We start from the raw sequence: 14,857 nt of genomic DNA on the forward strand, positions 1-14,857 counted from the left end.
GAGCCGCATGCCGCCTGCCCGTCGCCTGCAGTTTCCTTCCGGCCGTCCGCTGCCGGCCGGGCGCGCGCTCATCGTCGGCCATCGCGGCGCGCGCGCCTTCGCGCCGGAGAACACGCTCGCCGCCTTCGAGAAGGCGGCCGCGCTCGGCTGCGACATGGTGGAACTGGACGTGCACCTGTCGCGCGATGGCGTGCCGGTGGTGCATCACGACGACCGTCTCGGCCGCTGCACCGACGTCGCCATCCAGTTTCCGCTCTTCGCAGGCGAGTTCATCTCCGATTTCACGCTGGAAGAACTGCGCGTGCTGGATGCCGGCACGTGGTATGCGCATGAACTGGATCTGCCCGCCGAACGGCGCCAGGCCTACCTGCGCGACCTGACGGACGCCGAACTCGACGGGCACGTGCCCGCCGGCGAACGCGAACGCTACGCGAGCGGCGCGATCCGCATCCCCACGCTGCAGGAGGTTCTGGCGCTGGTCGCGGAAGCCGACCTGATGCTGAACGTCGAGATCAAGTCCATCCCGCGCCTCTATGGCGGCATCGCCGCGCGCGTGGTCGACGAGGTGCGCGCCGCCGGCCTGCAGAGCAGCGTGCTGGTGTCGTCCTTCGACCATGAGCAGCTCGTCGAGGTACGCCGCCTGGATGCCGGCATCGCCACCGGGGTGCTGACCAGCGGCCGGCTGGCACGCATCGCCGACTACCTCGCGCTGCTCGACGCCGACGCCTATCACCCCTGCTGCCACGGCGAGGCCGATTCGCTGGGCTTCGATTCGGTGCACGGCGCCCTGGACACCGCCGCCATCGCCGCGCTCGCCGCCGCCGGCCGCATGGTCTTCGTGTGGACCTGCAACGATGCGCACCGCATGTCGGCGCTCGACGCCGCCGGCGTGACCGGCATCATCACCGACTACCCGAACCGCGCTGCGGCCATGCGCCGCGCGCGGCACGATTTCCCGGCGCTGCGCTGGAACTGAGGAGACGACGATGGCAGATGCCCCGCTTGCAGGAAAACGCGTGCTCATCACCCAGGCCGACGCCTTCATGGGCCCGGTGCTGTGCGAAGTCTTCGCCGCCCAGGGCGCGGAGGTGATCGCCAGCACCGAAGCACTGCCCGACCCCGGCGCGCCGGCGGCGCTGGTGGACGCCTCCGGCGTCATCGACGTGCTGGTGGCCAACCTCGCCCTGCCCGCCCCGAGCACGCCGGCCCTGGACGTGGACGAGGCCGAATGGACAAAGGTGTTCGGCTGCCTGGTCGATCCGCTGCCGCGGCTGTGCCGCGCGGTGCTGCCGCAGATGGTGGCGCGCCGCGCCGGCAAGATCCTGCTGATGGGCAGCGCCTCGGCGCTGCGCGGCATGAAGCGCGCCTCCACCTACAGCGCCGCGCGCGGCGCGCAACTGGCCTACGTGCAGGCACTCGGCGTGGAGATGGCGCCGCACGGCGTCCAGGTCAACGCCATCGCGCAGAATTTCGTCGACAACCCCACCTACTTCCCGCCCGAGGTGCAGGCCAATCCACGTTTCCAGGAGAGGCTGCAGCGAGAGGTACCGCTCGGCCGCCTGGTCGGCGCACAGGAAGACGCGGCCTTTGCCGCCTACCTGTGCAGCGACGCGGCCAACTGCTTCGTCGGCCAGGTCTTCCCCGTCTGCGGCGGCTGGGTCGTGCGCTGAGCCGTTCCGGCCCCGTCCCGGCGCGTTGCCGGCCGAATCTTCCCTGCTCGGTCCGCCTGCCGGGCGCAACCGGTGCGGCTCGGCCGGCAAGGCCGCGCCGTCCCCGAAAAAGCGGCTCAGCCGGCCGGAGCGGCTTCCCGGCCGGCTGAGCGTCATGCCGGAGGATCGACGGGCCCTCGACGGCCCGCCCCGGACCGGCTGCGGATCCCTGCCGGTCCGGGGCGCGGGCGTTGCTTCCCGCCGTGCCGCGATCAGGCCGGAGCCGAGGTACGGATCAGGTGGTCGAAGGCCGACAGCGACGCCTTCGCCCCTTCGCCCATGGCGATGATGATCTGCTTGTACGGCACCGTCGTGCAGTCGCCCGCCGCGAACACCCCCGGCACCGAGGTGTGGCCCTTGGCATCGACGATGATCTCGCCGAACTTCGTCAGCTCCACCGTGCCCTTCAGGAAGTCCGTGTTCGGCAGCAGGCCGATCTGCACGAAGATGCCTTCCAGTTCGAGCCAGTGCGTGTCGCCCGACGCCCGGTCCTTGTACATCAGCCCGGTGACCTTGTCGGCGCCGGTCACCTCGGTGGTCTGCGCGCTCTTGATCACCTTCACGTTGGGCAGGCTGTGGAGCTTGCTCTGCAGCACCGCGTCCGCGCGCAGTTCCTCGGCGAACTCGAGCAGCGTCACGTGCGACACCACCCCGGCCAGATCGATCGCCGCTTCCACGCCCGAGTTGCCCCCGCCGATCACCGCCACCCGCTTGCCCTTGAACAGCGGGCCGTCGCAGTGCGGGCAGTACGCCACGCCCTTGCCGCGCAGCGCCTTCTCGCCCGGCACGTTCATCTCGCGCCAGCGCGCCCCGGTGGCCAGGATCACCGTCTTCGCCTGCAGCGTGCCGCCGTTCTCGAGCTGCACCCGGGCGAGCGTGCTGCCGTCCGCGCCGCCGGGCACGACCTTGGCCGCGCGCTGCAGGTTCATGATGTCGACCCCGTACTGGCGCACGTGCTCTTCGAGCGCCATCACCAGCTTGGGCCCCTCGGTCTCCTTCACCGAGATGAAGTTCTCGATGCCCATCGTGTCCATCACCTGCCCGCCGAAGCGCTCGGCCACGATGCCGGTGCGGATGCCCTTGCGCGCGGCGTAGATCGCCGCCGCCGCCCCCGCCGGCCCACCACCGACCACGAGCACGTCGAACGCGTCCCTGGCCGACAGCTTCTGCGCCTCGCGCGCCGCCGCGCCGGTGTCGACCTTGGCGAGGATCTCGCCCAGCTCCATGCGGCCCTGCCCGAACGGCTCGCCGTTCAGGAAGATCGTCGGCACCGCCATGATCTTGCGCGCATCGACCTCGGCCTGGAACAGCGCGCCGTCGATCATCGTGTGGCGCACGTTCGGGTTGATCACCGCCATCAGGTTGAGCGCCTGCACCACCTCCGGGCAGTTGTGGCACGACAGCGAGATGTAGGTCTCGAAGTGGTATTCGCCCTCCAGCCCGCGGATCTGCTCGATCACCTCCGCCTCGGCCTTGGGCGGGTGCCCGCCCACCTGCAGCAGCGCCAGGATCAGCGAGGTGAATTCGTGGCCCATGGGCAGCCCGGCGAAACGCACGCCCAGCTTGGCGCCCCGGCGGTTGAGCGAGAACGAGGGCTTGCGCTGCGCGTCGTCGCGCACCTCGCTCAGCGTGATCTTGTCGCTCAGGCCCGCGATGTCGGCCAGCAGCGCCTGCATCTCGCGCGACTTCTCGCCATCGTCCAGCGACGCGACGATCTCGATCGGCTGCATGACCTTCTCAAGGTAGGCTTTCAGTTGGGTCTTGATGGTGGCGTCGAGCATGGTGTCCTCCTGAAATGGATGGGGAATTCATCGCCAAGCACGCCCGCGGCGGGTGTGCTTGACGCTGGATTCCGCGCCGATGGGCGGGAATTCGGCGGTACCTGCGGTCGCTCAGATCTTGCCGACCAGGTCCAGCGAAGGCTTCAGCGTTTCGGCGCCTTCGGTCCACTTGGCCGGGCAGACTTCGCCAGGATGCGCCGCGATGTATTGCGCGGCTTTGACCTTGCGCAACAGTTCGGCGGCGTCGCGGCCGATGCCCAGGTCATGGATCTCGGCGACCTTGATCCTGCCTTCCGGGTCCACCACGAAGGTGCCGCGCAGCGCCAGGCCCTCTTCCTCGATCAGCACGTCGAAGTTGCGGCTGATGGCCTGGGTGGGGTCGCCGATCATCGGATACCCGATCTTCTTGATCGTGTCCGACGCGTCGTGCCACGCCTTGTGGGTGAAGTGGGTGTCGGTGGAGACGGAATACACCTCGACGCCGAGCTTCTGGAACTCGGGGTACAGGTCGGCCATGTCACCCAGTTCGGTCGGGCATACAAAGGTGAAGTCGGCCGGGTAGAAGAAGAACACCGCCCACTTGCCCTTGATCGTCTCGTCCGAGACGGGGACGAACTTGCCTTCGTGGTAGGCGGTGGCCTTGAAGGGTTTGACCGTGCTGTTGATGATTGCCATTCGATTCGCTCCTGTGTTTGCGTGTCGGGAGAAGACGAAACGAATCCTAAGGCGCGGCGATCAATAGCTCAAATTGATTGAGAAAATGATCATCATTCCTTGAATCTATTGAGAAGTGACGGCCGATCATCCCTTGCGCCATGGCCGGCAGCGCGGACGTCCGGCCCGCCGCCTGTTCATGCCGAACGGGCACGCTCGAAGCCGGCCAGCCGCACATCCACGGTGACCGCCAGCGAATCCAGCGCCGCAGCCCTGGCGCGGCCCTCTGCGGTGGCGCGGTAGAGGTGCGGCGTCATCGCCAGCAGGTCGGCGATCTGCGCCTGGCCGGCCAATTGCAGCGGAGAGCGGACGGCTTCGCCGTCCAGCCGGACGAAGCCCGCCGGCGGCGGGGCATCGGCCGCCGGACGCTCCGGTTTCAGCGCGGGATAGATGATCTCGCGCAGTTCGCGCAGATGGTCGGGGCCGGCATCCACCTGCAGCAGCAGCCCGCCCGGCTTCAGCACGCGGGCGAACTCCGGATGGACCGGAAAGCCGAACATGCACAGCACGCAATCGAACGCGCCCGGCCGCACCGGCAGGTTGGCGTTGCTGCCCACCACCCAGCCGGCCTGCGCAAACTGCTTCGCCGCCGACAGCACCGCCCATTTCGAGATGTCCAGCCCGAGCAGCGCCAGCGTATGGTCGCCTGCGGCCGCGGCCGCCGCTCCGGCGAGCTGGCGCAGGTAGTAGCCTTCGCCGCAGCCGGCGTCGAGGCAGGCCGCGTCGGCGGCGGGCGGCAGGTGCCGCAGCACGGTGCGCGCGACCGCCGCGGCGATGGGCTGGTAGCCGCCGGCATTCAGGAAGCGCCTGCGCGCGGCGACCATCTCCTTGCTGTCTCCCGGATCACGCGAGCGCTTGTTCTGCACCGGCAGCAGATTCGTGTGGCCCTCGCGGGCGACGTCGAAGCTGTGGCCCGACGGGCAGCGCCAGGCGGAACCGCTGCGTTGCAGCGGCGCGCCGTCGAGCGGGCAGGCGAGGGACTGGAAGGGAACGATGTACATGCAGGCGGGTCCCGGCCGGCAGGGCGCCGGAGGTTGCGAAAGCCTGCTGGATATCAGGATCGGCCGCGGACCGCAAACCCGCCGCGCGCCGACCGGCGGAGCAAGCGGGCGGCTTGCACCCGGCCCTCCGGTGCAGACGCCCGCCCGGCCCCCTTGCGGCCGGAGGCAACGGGCCCGCCGGGGCGGGAGCGCACCCGCGTCAGGGCTGGGCGACTGCCAGCAGCTTCTCGATGGTGCCGACCAGCAGCGGGCTTTCCGGCGAGAGCTGGCTGGGGAAGCTGGTCACCCCGTTGCCGCTGCGGTCGATCAGGTACTTGTGGAAGTTCCACTGCGGCCGGTCGCCGGTCATCTCGGCGAGCCGCACGTAGAGGGGGTTGGCGGTACGGCCGGACACCGTGCTGCGGGCGAACATCGGGAAGCGCACGCCGTAGGTGCTGCGGCAGAAATCGGCGATCTCCCGGTTGCTGCCGGGCTCCTGGTTGAAGTCGTTGGACGGGAAGCCGAGCACGACCAGGCCGCGGTCGCGGTACTTGTCGTACAGGCGCTCGAGACCGTCGTACTGCTTGGTGTAGCCGCAGTAGCTCGCGGTGTTCACCACCAGGATCACCTTGCCGGCGTACTGGCACAGCGACTGCGGCTTTTCGTCCTGCAGCGCCGGGAAGCGGTGGTCGAGCAGCGCGGGGCAGGCGGTGGCCGCATCCTCCGCGGCGGACGCGCCGCCCGCCAGGCCGGCCGCGGCCAGTGCGAACAGGACGGCGACAAGTCGTCCCCGCACCCGGGGCATGGTGGCGCGCGCCATCCGCCCGTCAGCCGGCGCCCGTCCGGCAACCGCGGCGGATTCGCCGCGCCCTGTCGATGTCCTGGCATTCATCGCATTCAACTCCGAGACCCCATCGCCGGGCACTCAGCCGCCCTCGCCTTCCGGCCTGTCGGCGTCGCGCGCGGATTCGCGCGGGCGCCCGAGCAGCCTGCCGCCCGGCTGGTTCAGCCGATGCCCGGTGATCAGGTTGTGCTGGAACCGCAGCACCGCGATCATCATCGACAGGCTGATGTCGACCGCCGCGAACATCAGCATCGGCAAGGAAAAAGGTGGCATGGGCGGAACCCCCGCATCCGGACCGCAGGCGCAACCGCGCCGCCGGCACATCACCTGGAAACGGCGGGACTTCCTCGATCGCCTCTTCGCGACCGGGCTCCCGCCGGGCCCCGGGCATTTCCCTGCCCGGACGGCAGGATTGACCACGGCACCGGGCAAAAGGTTCAGCCGGGCACTGCCGCCCCGGCCTCCCGCCCGGCGCCGGCCCTCAGTCGGCGCGGTCCTCCACCGGCTTGCCGGCCGCGCCTTCGCCGGCGGTGCGGCGCAGCGACAGCACCACCGAGGTACCGATGATCAGCGCCACCACGCCCAGCGAGATGCCCACCGGGATCTTGTAGATGTCCATCAACAGCATCTTGGCACCGATGAACACCAGCACCAGCGCGAGGCCGTACTTCAGCAGCGGGAAACGGTCCGCCATGCCGGCGAGCATGAAGTACATCGCGCGCAGGCCCAGGATCGCGAACACGTTGGACGTGAGCACGATGAAGGGGTCGGTGGTGATGGCGAAGATGGCCGGGATCGAGTCCACCGCGAAGATCACGTCGCTCAGTTCGACCAGCACCAGCGCCAGGAACAGCGGCGTGACGCAGCGCACCCACTTGCCGGCGTGCTGCTTCGTGACGAAGAAGCGTTCGCCGTGCAGCTCCTCCGTGACGTTCATGTGGCGGCGGATCCACCTGACGACCGGGTTGCCGGCGAGGTCCGGTTCCTGCTCGGCGAACCACCACATCTTGATGCCGGTGATCAGCAGGAAGGCGCCGAACACGTACAGCAGCCAGTGGAACTCCGCGATCAGCCACACGCCGGCCATGATCATGACGGTGCGCAGCACGATCGCGCCGAACACGCCGAACACCAGCACGCGCTTCTGCAGTTCGAGCGGGATCGCGAAGAAGCTGAACAGCATCAGCCACACGAACACGTTGTCGACCGCGAGCGACTTCTCGATCAGGTAGCCGGTGACGAATTCGAGCGCTTTCTGGTTGGCGATCTCGCGCCCCATCGCACCGTCGAGATGCCACCACAGCGCGCCGGCGAACAGCATCGACACCGCGACCCACACGCCGGACCACGTGGCGGCCTCCCTGAACGAAACGCGATGACGCTTGCCGCCGCCGACCACGAACAGGTCGATGGCGAGCATGACGAGGACGATGGCGAAGAAGCCCGCCCACATCCACCATGTGCCGATTGATTCCATGAAACGAGTCCTCCTTGTCGATACCGTCTTCCGTTCCGTCTCCTGCCGGCCGCAAGACCCGGCAGCGGAAAACGGAACGGCCCTTGTCCGGCGAGGACGAAGGGCCGCAGTACTTCGACAAGGGGACCTCCGCCATCGCGGCAAAGGTCTTGCTCGCAGCCATCCTGTGACGGCTGCCCGGGCGCCGGGAAGGCTCCGTGAGCCGTTCCGAACTGACGACGCCGCGGCGGAGAGCTACTCCCCCTTGGGACGTTCGGACTCTAGATAAGCCGAGCGATCCGGTCAACTACTACTTTGCCGCCGGACGGGGAACCGGCACGCCGCGCGCACCGATCGCCCTCGCCCGCACGCGTTCAGCGTGGATTCAGTCGGGCATCCGCACACTGCGCATCAGCTTCGGTGCCGTGCGCGGAATCCCGCCCGGCGCCGCCATCCGCAAACCAACCGTGACATGAAGATGACCGCCGCACGCATCACGATCGCCCTCCTCCTCGCACTCGGCCCCGGCACCGCCGCACTGGCCGGCGAGCGCGAGGACCTCATCGCCCGCTATGCCGCCGAGGCCCGCGCCGCCGACCCGGCCTTCGCTGGCTTCTCCGCCGCCCGCGGCGAAACCCTGCATCGCACCCGGTACGGCGGCGGCAAGCCCGACACGCCGGCCTGCACCGCCTGTCACGGCGACGACGCGCGCGCCGCGGGCCGTACCCGCGCGGGCAAGCGGATCGAGCCGATGGCCGCGTCGGTGTCGCCGGCCCGCTACGGCGACGCGGCCAAGGTCGAGAAGTGGTTCAGGCGCAACTGCACCGAGGTGCTGGGGCGCGAATGCAGCCCGCGCGAGAAGGGCGACTGGCTCGCCTACATGATGAAGCAGTGACGCAGATGCACGGAGCACGCAGATGAACCTTCCCCTCCGCCCGCTCGCCGTCCTCCTGGCCGCCCTCGCCGCCGCTGCCGCGCTGCTGGGCCGCGCGCAGGCCGGCGACGACGAGTATTTTCCGCCGGTCTCCGACGCACTCGCGCTGCAGGAATGCGGCAGTTGCCACCTCGCCTTCCCGCCGTCCATGCTGCCCGCCGCATCGTGGAAACGCATGATGGGCGGGCTGCAGGACCACTTCGGCGACGACGCCAGCCTCGATCCCGATACCGCCGCCGCGATCACCCGCTATCTCGTGCGCAACGCCGGCGACGCCCCCGGCCAGGACAGCAGGCTGCTGCGCGGGCTGAAGCCGGGCGAAGCGCCGCTGCGCATCACCGAACTGCCGAAATGGGTGCGCGAGCACCGCGAGGTCCCGCGGCGCGACTGGACGCGCAAGGACGTCGGCAGCAAGGCCAACTGCGCCGCCTGCCACGTCGACGCGGCAAAGGGCTATTTCGAGGACGACTGAGGGAGCACCGCCATGAAACGCTTCCTCGCCGCATTCGTCGCGCTCGTCACCCTGGCCTGGGGCTGGGACCTGCTGCCGGCGGCGGGCGCCGCACCCGCCGCCCCGGTCACCGCGTGGACGGTACGGCAGCACGCGCTGACGCTGACCGGCCTGTGGTCCTTCTCGCTGATGTCGCTGGCGATGGTCCTCGCCACCCGGCCGGCCTGGCTGGAGCGTCCCTTCGGCGGCATGGACCGCATCTACCGCGTGCACAAGTGGGCGGGCATCCTCGCGATCGGCTTCGCCGTGCTGCACTGGCTGGTGGAGATGTCGGACGATCTCATCAAGACCGTGTTCGGCCGCGCGGGGCGGCTGCCGAAGGAGCATGGCGGCGCCTTCCTGGAGGCGATGCGCGACGTCGCCGAGGGGCTGGGCGAGTTCGCCATCTACGCCCTGCCGGCGATGCTCGTGCTGACGCTGTGGAAGCGCTTTCCGTTCAGCATCTGGCGCTATCTGCACAAGGTGATGCCGCTGCTGTACCTGGCGCTGGCCTTCCACGCCGCCTTCCTCGCGCCGTCCGGCTACTGGACGCAGCCGGTGGGTGCGCTGCTGGCGCTGCTGATCGCCGCCGGCTCGGCCGCCGGCGTGCAGGCGCTCGCCGGCTGGATCGGACGCGGCCGGCGCAGCGCGGGCGTCGTCGAAACGGTGCGCGAACCCGCGCCGGGCCTCACCGAGGTCATCTGCAAGCTGGACGGGACCTGGCACGGGCATCGCGCCGGCCAGTTCGCCTTCGTCACCTTCGACCGCCTGGAAGGCGCGCATCCCTTCACCATCGCCGGCGCCGACCGCGGCGACCACCGCGTCACCTTTCAGATCAAGGCCCTGGGGGACTACACGCGGGGCCTGGCGCAGAAGCTGCGCAGCGGGCAGCCGGTACGCATCGAAGGGCCCTACGGCTGCTTCGAACTGCCCTCCGGCGCACGCGGGCGGAACCAGGTGTGGATCGCCGGCGGCATCGGCGTGACCCCTTTCCTCGCCTGGCTCGAAGCCCTGCAGGCGGCGCCGGAGAAGGCGCCCGAGGTGGACTTCTACTACAGCGTGCGCAAGCGCGAATCCGACCCCTTCGCCGCCCGGCTGGAAGCGCTGTGCGCCGTGCTGCCCTCGGTACGCCTGCACGTGCTGAGCAGCGAGCGCAACGAACGGCTCAGCGCCGAGACCCTGCGCGAACACGGGCGCCACGGGGCGCGCGCCGAGATCTGGTTCTGCGGCCCGCAGGGCCTGGCCGACAAGCTGCGCGACGGCCTGCGCCGGCTGGGCATGGGCGGCATGCGCTTCCACCAGGAAGCGTTCGAGATGCGCTGAGCGGGCCGCGGCCGGCGGCCCCGCGGAGGGCCGCCGCGCCGCCTCAGTGGCGGCTCTGGATGGCGTCGATGTAGCCGACCATGCCGGTGCGGATGTTGGCCGCGTTCCCCTCGTCGGTGTCCAGATGCATCGCCAGCCGGTAGGACGGGCTCACCCGCACCACGACGTCGCCAAAGATCAGCTCGCGCTCGCCCTCGACGCGCACGCGCACGATGTACTTGTCGCCCACGTGCAGGCGCAGCGCGTCTTCCGGCGTCATGTGGATGTGGCGCTGGGCGCAGATCACGCCGCGCTCGATGGTGGCGCTGCCGTGAGGTCCTTCGAGCGTGACGCCCGGCGTGTTGGCGAGGTCGCCCGATTCGCGGATCGGCGGCTGGACGCCGAGCTTGAACTGCTCGGTCATCGCGATCTCGACCTGGGTCTCCTTGCGCGTCGGGCCCAGCACGCGCACGTTGGCGATGCGCCCCTTGGGGCCGACCAGATGCACCTTCTCCGCACAGGCGTACTGGCCGGGCTGCGACAGCTCGTGCTGCGGCGTGAGCTGGTGGCCGGAGCCGAACAGTTTCTCGACGTCCGCCTGCGACAGGTGCACGTGGTGCGCCGAGATCTCGATCGGGATCGGGCACCGCTGCTGCCCCGCCGACACCAGCAACTGGTTGCGCTCGACCGCGCGCAGGGTCTCCCACGCGACCAGGCGTTCGTTGTCGTTGGCGATGACGAGGATCTTCACCGGCGAATCGTCGGCCGAGACGACGGCGTGCGAGACGAGCCGGCCGAGGTCGCGGTTGCGTTCCTCGTCGAGCCGGATGCCCATGTAGCCCAGGCCCTGGCAGGCCAGGCTGCGCACCGCGGCGCTGGTCTCGCCGACCTCGCCGGTGAAGGCGAGCACGTCGATGCCGCCCATCGCCGCGACGTAGGCGCCGATGTTCTTGCGGATCTGGTAGCAGAACGCCTTGTGCGCGAGCAGCGCGCGGTGGTGGCCGTCGTTGGCCGCCTCCTCGATCTCGCGGATGTCGCCGGACAGGCCCGAGATGCCCTTCAGCCCGCTCTGCGTGTTGATGAGCGCGGAGAGCTGCTCGGGCGTCATCCGGTAGTGGTCCATCAGGTGGATCATCACCGCCGGATCGATGCTGCCCGAGCGCGTCGGCATGATCAGCCCGTCGCTCGGCGTCATGCCCATCGTGGTGTCGACCGAGCGGCCGTGGTCGATCGCGCACATCGACGCGCCCACGCCGAGGTGGCAGGACACGATCTCCAGTTCGCCCAGCGGGCGCTTCAGGACCTCGGCCGACTTCAGCGACACGTAGCGGTGCGAGGTGCCGTGGAAACCGTAGCGGCGGATGCCTTCCTGCTTGTACATCCCGTACGGCAGGCCGTACAGGTAGGCGTAGGGCGGCAGCGTCTGGTGGAAGGCGGTGTCGAACACGGCGACGTGCGGCACGTGGGGCAGTTCCTTCATCGCCACCTCGATGCCGGCCACGTTCTGCGGATTGTGCTGCGGCGCGAACACCGCCAGCGCCTCGATGTCGGCGATCACCGCGGGCGTGACGACCACCGCGCTGGCGAAGCGGTTGCCGCCATGCACCACGCGGTGGCCGACGGCGACGACGTCGGGCAGGTGCAGCGCGAAGTCGCCGCCGAGTTGCCCGGCCGCCTCCTGCATCACCCCGAACAGCCCGGCGAGCGGGAAGGGCGCGCGCTCGTAGCTGCGCCGGTGCGGCCCGACGCCCACGGCGACGCGGCACACCGCCGGATCGGAGACGTCGATCGTGCCCTGCACGTCGGCGCCGAGATCCCGCGTGTCGTAGATGCCGAAGCGGATTCGGCCGGCGCCGACGTTGAGCGCCACCACCTTGCCCGGCACATCGGTCCGCAGCGACAGCGCGTAGGGGTCTTCGGACTTCGCCACCGCGCCCGCCCGCGCGGCCGCCATGTCCGCCGACATCGCGCGCGTCACGTCGGCGAGCACGCGCGACAGGTAGGCGACCGCCTGCGGATTGCCGAGGATGTGGGCGTGGACGACGTCCTGCGGGATCTCCAGCACGAAGCAGCGCGTGCCGGCGATCACGTCGGCCACCAGCGGGTCGCCGGTCAGCAGCGAGATCGCACCGCACACGTCGCCCGGCCCGAGCTGCTGGATCACGGTGCGCACGCCGGTGTTGTCGGTGATGGACACTTCCGCATGGCCGCTGACGATGACGCCGATGAAGCGGCCGCGGTCGCCGGTCTCCATGATGGCTTCGTTGCCTTCGTAGGTGACGAGGCGGGACCTGGCGACGATTTCCCCGACCTCTTCGGCCGGAAAGGCTTCGAACAGGCGCACCTGTTCGAGGAAGAACTTGTTCAGATCGGTTTCGGTCATGGCGCGGCTCGACGGGACTGGAATGCTCTCGGCCCCCAGATTAGCACTTTTGTTGCAGTGCAATATGAATTCGGCCCGCGTCCGTGCAAGGGCGCACGCGGCACCGGCGGGCGCGCCGCAGGACGGCCTCAGGCCGAAGCGACCGTCCGGCGCCACGTCGCCGGCGGCGTGCCGACGAGGCGCTTGAAGGCGCGCGAGAAAGCGGCTTCCGAGTCGTAGCCGACGTCCAGCGCGATCGACGCCACGGTGCGGTTGGTCTCGCGCAGCAGGCGCGAGCCGAGCTGGATGCGCCAGTTGGCGAGGTAGTGCATCGGCGGCTGGGCGAGGAACTGCATGAAGCGTTCGTGCAGCGCCGAGCGCGACAGCCCGACCTGGTGGCCGAGTTCGTCGATGGTCCATGGACGGTCCGGAAACGCGTGCAGCAGCGCCAGCGCGCGGCCGACGTAGCGGTCGCGCAGCCCGGCCAGCCAGCCGGTGGCGTCCTCGGGCAGGCTGTCGAGATAGCGCCGCGCGGTATCGACGAACATCGTCTCGGCGAGCTTTTCCAGCACGGCATTCGCCCCCGGCCTGCGCTCGGCCGACTCCTGCGCCGCCTGGTCGATGACGCGCGAGACCCAGCCGCCGGCACGCGCCGCGGGCAGATGCAGCAAGCGCGGCAGCGCCGCCACCAGCGGATTGAACGGCCGCAGGTCGCAGCCCAGAAAACCGCACACCAGCACGGTGTCGGCATCGTCGTTGGGCTCGGTGGAGCCGGGAGTGCTGACGCCGTGGTGGTAGGCGATGGGCATCGGCTTGGGTTCGTGGCGCGTGGCGAACACCCAGGCCGCCTCGCGGCGTTCCGGCCTGACGTGGGGCGCGCTCGACATCACGTGCCCGTCGCCGTGCGGAAACACCACGATGTCGCCCGCCTCCAGCCGCACCGGCGCGCAGCCGCTCACCGCGGCCCAGCCGCCGCCGCGGGCCACCACGTGGAACTCCATGACGTGCTCGGCGCCGGGCAGCACCGCGTCGGCGATCTCGCACGCGGGCGGCGCTTCCGCCGCCCAGTCGCGCCAGCAGCTCACGTAGTAGAACACCGCGCCGCGCAGGCGCACGGTGCCCAGCAGGTCGGACAGCGTGTCGCGGCTCATCGCGCTCGACTCCGAAAGATTCGCGCCCGGACGCCACCCGCCGGCGGGCAACGGCGGACGCACGGGCAAGTTCGGCCGACTTTCAGTGAAGCATCGAATGCCCCGCGGCGAAAGAATGGGGGCGTCGGCAGGCACGCCCGCCTTTCCGGCACGGGTCCGCAGAGGCCCGCCCCAATCCCAACGCAAGGAAACCACACCATGAACGCTCCCATCGAGACGTGCGCCCCCGGCCAATCCGCCAGCCAGGCCGCGGCGCCTTCCACCCCCGCCCCCGACCTCGCCGCGATCAAGACGCGCCAGCAGGCCACGTGGGCGAGCGGAAACTATGCCGTCGTCGGCACCACGCTGCAGATCGTGGGCGAGATGCTCGCCGAGGCGGCGGACGTGTGCGCCGGCGAACGCGTGCTGGACGTCGCCGCGGGCAACGGCAACGCCACGCTGGCCGCGGCCCGCCGCTTTGCCGAGGTCACCTCGACCGACTACGTGCCGCACCTGCTCGACAAGGGCGCCGCGCGTGCGGAGGCCGAGGGCCTGGCGGTGAACTTCCAGGTGGCCGACGTCGAGGCGCTGCCCTTTGCCGACGGCAGCTTCGACGTCGCGCTATCCACCTTCGGCGCGATGTTCGCGCCCGACCACGACCGCACCGCCGGCGAGTTGCTGCGCGTCGTGCGGCCCGGCGGGCGCATCGGGTTCGCCGCGTGGACGCCGGAGGGCTTCATCGGCCAGTTGTTCCGCCTCGTGGGCAGCCACGTGCCGCCGCCGGCCGGCCTCCGCTCGCCGGTCAAGTGGGGCGACGAACCCTACGTGGTGGCGCTGTTCGGCCCCCACGCCGACGACATCCGCTGCATCCGCCGCACGTTCAACTTCCGCTACCGCTCGCCGGAGCACTGGATCGAAGTCTTCCGCAACTACTACGGGCCGACGCACAAAGCCTTCGCCGCGCTGGACGGCGACGGCCAGGCGCGCTTCCACGCCGACCTGCTGCACCTGCTCGGATCGCTCGACGTCGGCGGCCCCGGCTCGCTGGTGGTGCCGGGCGAATATCTCGAAGTGGTGATCACGCGGCAATAGGCGGGCGGCCTGCCCGTGCCCGCGGCGCGGGGCACGGGCCGCGGGCACGGATCAAGGCGGGCA

At 70.1% G+C, this 14,857-nt stretch carries 15 protein-coding genes; 7 read left to right on the forward strand and 8 right to left on the reverse strand.

What is annotated here, in order from left to right; all coding sequences use genetic code 11:
• The first annotated feature begins 7 nt into the window (after positions 1–7).
• Complete coding sequence (locus CCZ27_RS18095; protein WP_096450544.1) at positions 8–976, forward strand: glycerophosphodiester phosphodiesterase; 969 nt, start codon at positions 8–10, stop codon at positions 974–976.
• A 10-nt stretch (positions 977–986) separates the two neighbouring features.
• Positions 987–1,670 carry an SDR family oxidoreductase gene (locus CCZ27_RS18100; protein WP_096450546.1) on the forward strand — a complete coding sequence of 228 codons (684 nt, stop codon included), beginning with the start codon at positions 987–989 and terminating at the stop codon, positions 1,668–1,670.
• Between the two features lie 251 nt (positions 1,671–1,921).
• On the opposite strand, the gene ahpF is transcribed toward CCZ27_RS18100, so the two are convergent.
• The 6 genes from ahpF to CCZ27_RS18125 form a co-directional block, all read right to left on the reverse strand.
• Positions 1,922–3,490 carry an alkyl hydroperoxide reductase subunit F gene (gene ahpF / locus CCZ27_RS18105; RefSeq protein ID WP_096450548.1) on the reverse strand — a complete coding sequence of 523 codons (1,569 nt, stop codon included), beginning with the start codon at positions 3,488–3,490 and terminating at the stop codon, positions 1,922–1,924.
• A gap of 111 nt (positions 3,491–3,601) precedes the next feature.
• Complete coding sequence (gene ahpC, locus CCZ27_RS18110) at positions 3,602–4,165, reverse strand: alkyl hydroperoxide reductase subunit C (protein WP_096450550.1); 564 nt, start codon at positions 4,163–4,165, stop codon at positions 3,602–3,604.
• A gap of 176 nt (positions 4,166–4,341) precedes the next feature.
• Positions 4,342–5,205, reverse strand: coding sequence for a putative RNA methyltransferase (locus CCZ27_RS18115; protein WP_096450552.1), 864 nt, complete (start codon positions 5,203–5,205; stop codon positions 4,342–4,344).
• Between the two features lie 199 nt (positions 5,206–5,404).
• A complete protein-coding gene (locus CCZ27_RS18120) occupies positions 5,405–6,076 on the reverse strand; it encodes a glutathione peroxidase (RefSeq protein ID WP_232516460.1) in 672 nt (223 codons plus the stop codon).
• A gap of 33 nt (positions 6,077–6,109) precedes the next feature.
• Positions 6,110–6,301, reverse strand: coding sequence for a hypothetical protein (locus CCZ27_RS23690; RefSeq protein ID WP_157748631.1), 192 nt, complete (start codon positions 6,299–6,301; stop codon positions 6,110–6,112).
• A 208-nt stretch (positions 6,302–6,509) separates the two neighbouring features.
• Positions 6,510–7,505, reverse strand: a complete 996-nt coding sequence (locus CCZ27_RS18125; RefSeq protein WP_096450554.1) for a TerC family protein — start codon at positions 7,503–7,505, stop codon at positions 6,510–6,512.
• 197 nt (positions 7,506–7,702) lie between these two features.
• Here CCZ27_RS18125 and CCZ27_RS23695 point away from each other — a divergent pair, with 197 nt between their 5' ends.
• Genes CCZ27_RS23695 through CCZ27_RS18140 form a run of 4 tightly spaced genes read left to right on the forward strand, consistent with a single transcriptional unit; the run spans position 7,703 to position 10,231 of the window.
• Positions 7,703–7,960 (forward strand): hypothetical protein, encoded by a 258-nt coding sequence (locus CCZ27_RS23695; RefSeq protein WP_157748632.1) that lies wholly within the window; start codon positions 7,703–7,705, stop codon positions 7,958–7,960.
• A complete protein-coding gene (locus CCZ27_RS18130; RefSeq protein WP_232516461.1) occupies positions 7,957–8,379 on the forward strand; it encodes a DUF1924 domain-containing protein in 423 nt (140 codons plus the stop codon). Before CCZ27_RS23695 ends, CCZ27_RS18130 begins: the two co-directional genes overlap by 4 nt.
• Positions 8,380–8,401: 22 nt before the next feature.
• Complete coding sequence (locus CCZ27_RS18135; protein WP_096450556.1) at positions 8,402–8,890, forward strand: diheme cytochrome c; 489 nt, start codon at positions 8,402–8,404, stop codon at positions 8,888–8,890.
• A 12-nt stretch (positions 8,891–8,902) separates the two neighbouring features.
• Positions 8,903–10,231 (forward strand): ferredoxin reductase family protein, encoded by a 1,329-nt coding sequence (locus CCZ27_RS18140; RefSeq protein WP_096450558.1) that lies wholly within the window; start codon positions 8,903–8,905, stop codon positions 10,229–10,231.
• A 43-nt stretch (positions 10,232–10,274) separates the two neighbouring features.
• On the opposite strand, the gene CCZ27_RS18145 is transcribed toward CCZ27_RS18140, so the two are convergent.
• Positions 10,275–12,593 carry an acetate/propionate family kinase gene (locus tag CCZ27_RS18145; RefSeq protein ID WP_096450560.1) on the reverse strand — a complete coding sequence of 773 codons (2,319 nt, stop codon included), beginning with the start codon at positions 12,591–12,593 and terminating at the stop codon, positions 10,275–10,277.
• Between the two features lie 128 nt (positions 12,594–12,721).
• A complete protein-coding gene (locus CCZ27_RS18150) occupies positions 12,722–13,723 on the reverse strand; it encodes an AraC family transcriptional regulator (protein WP_096450562.1) in 1,002 nt (333 codons plus the stop codon).
• Positions 13,724–13,921: 198 nt separating this feature from the next.
• Between CCZ27_RS18150 and CCZ27_RS18155 the strand changes: the two genes are divergently transcribed.
• Positions 13,922–14,794 (forward strand): class I SAM-dependent methyltransferase, encoded by an 873-nt coding sequence (locus tag CCZ27_RS18155; protein WP_096450564.1) that lies wholly within the window; start codon positions 13,922–13,924, stop codon positions 14,792–14,794.
• Positions 14,795–14,857: the final 63 nt, after the last annotated feature.

It is taken from the genome of Thauera sp. K11, from assembly GCF_002354895.1.
GTDB lineage: Bacteria > Pseudomonadota > Gammaproteobacteria > Burkholderiales > Rhodocyclaceae > Thauera > Thauera sinica.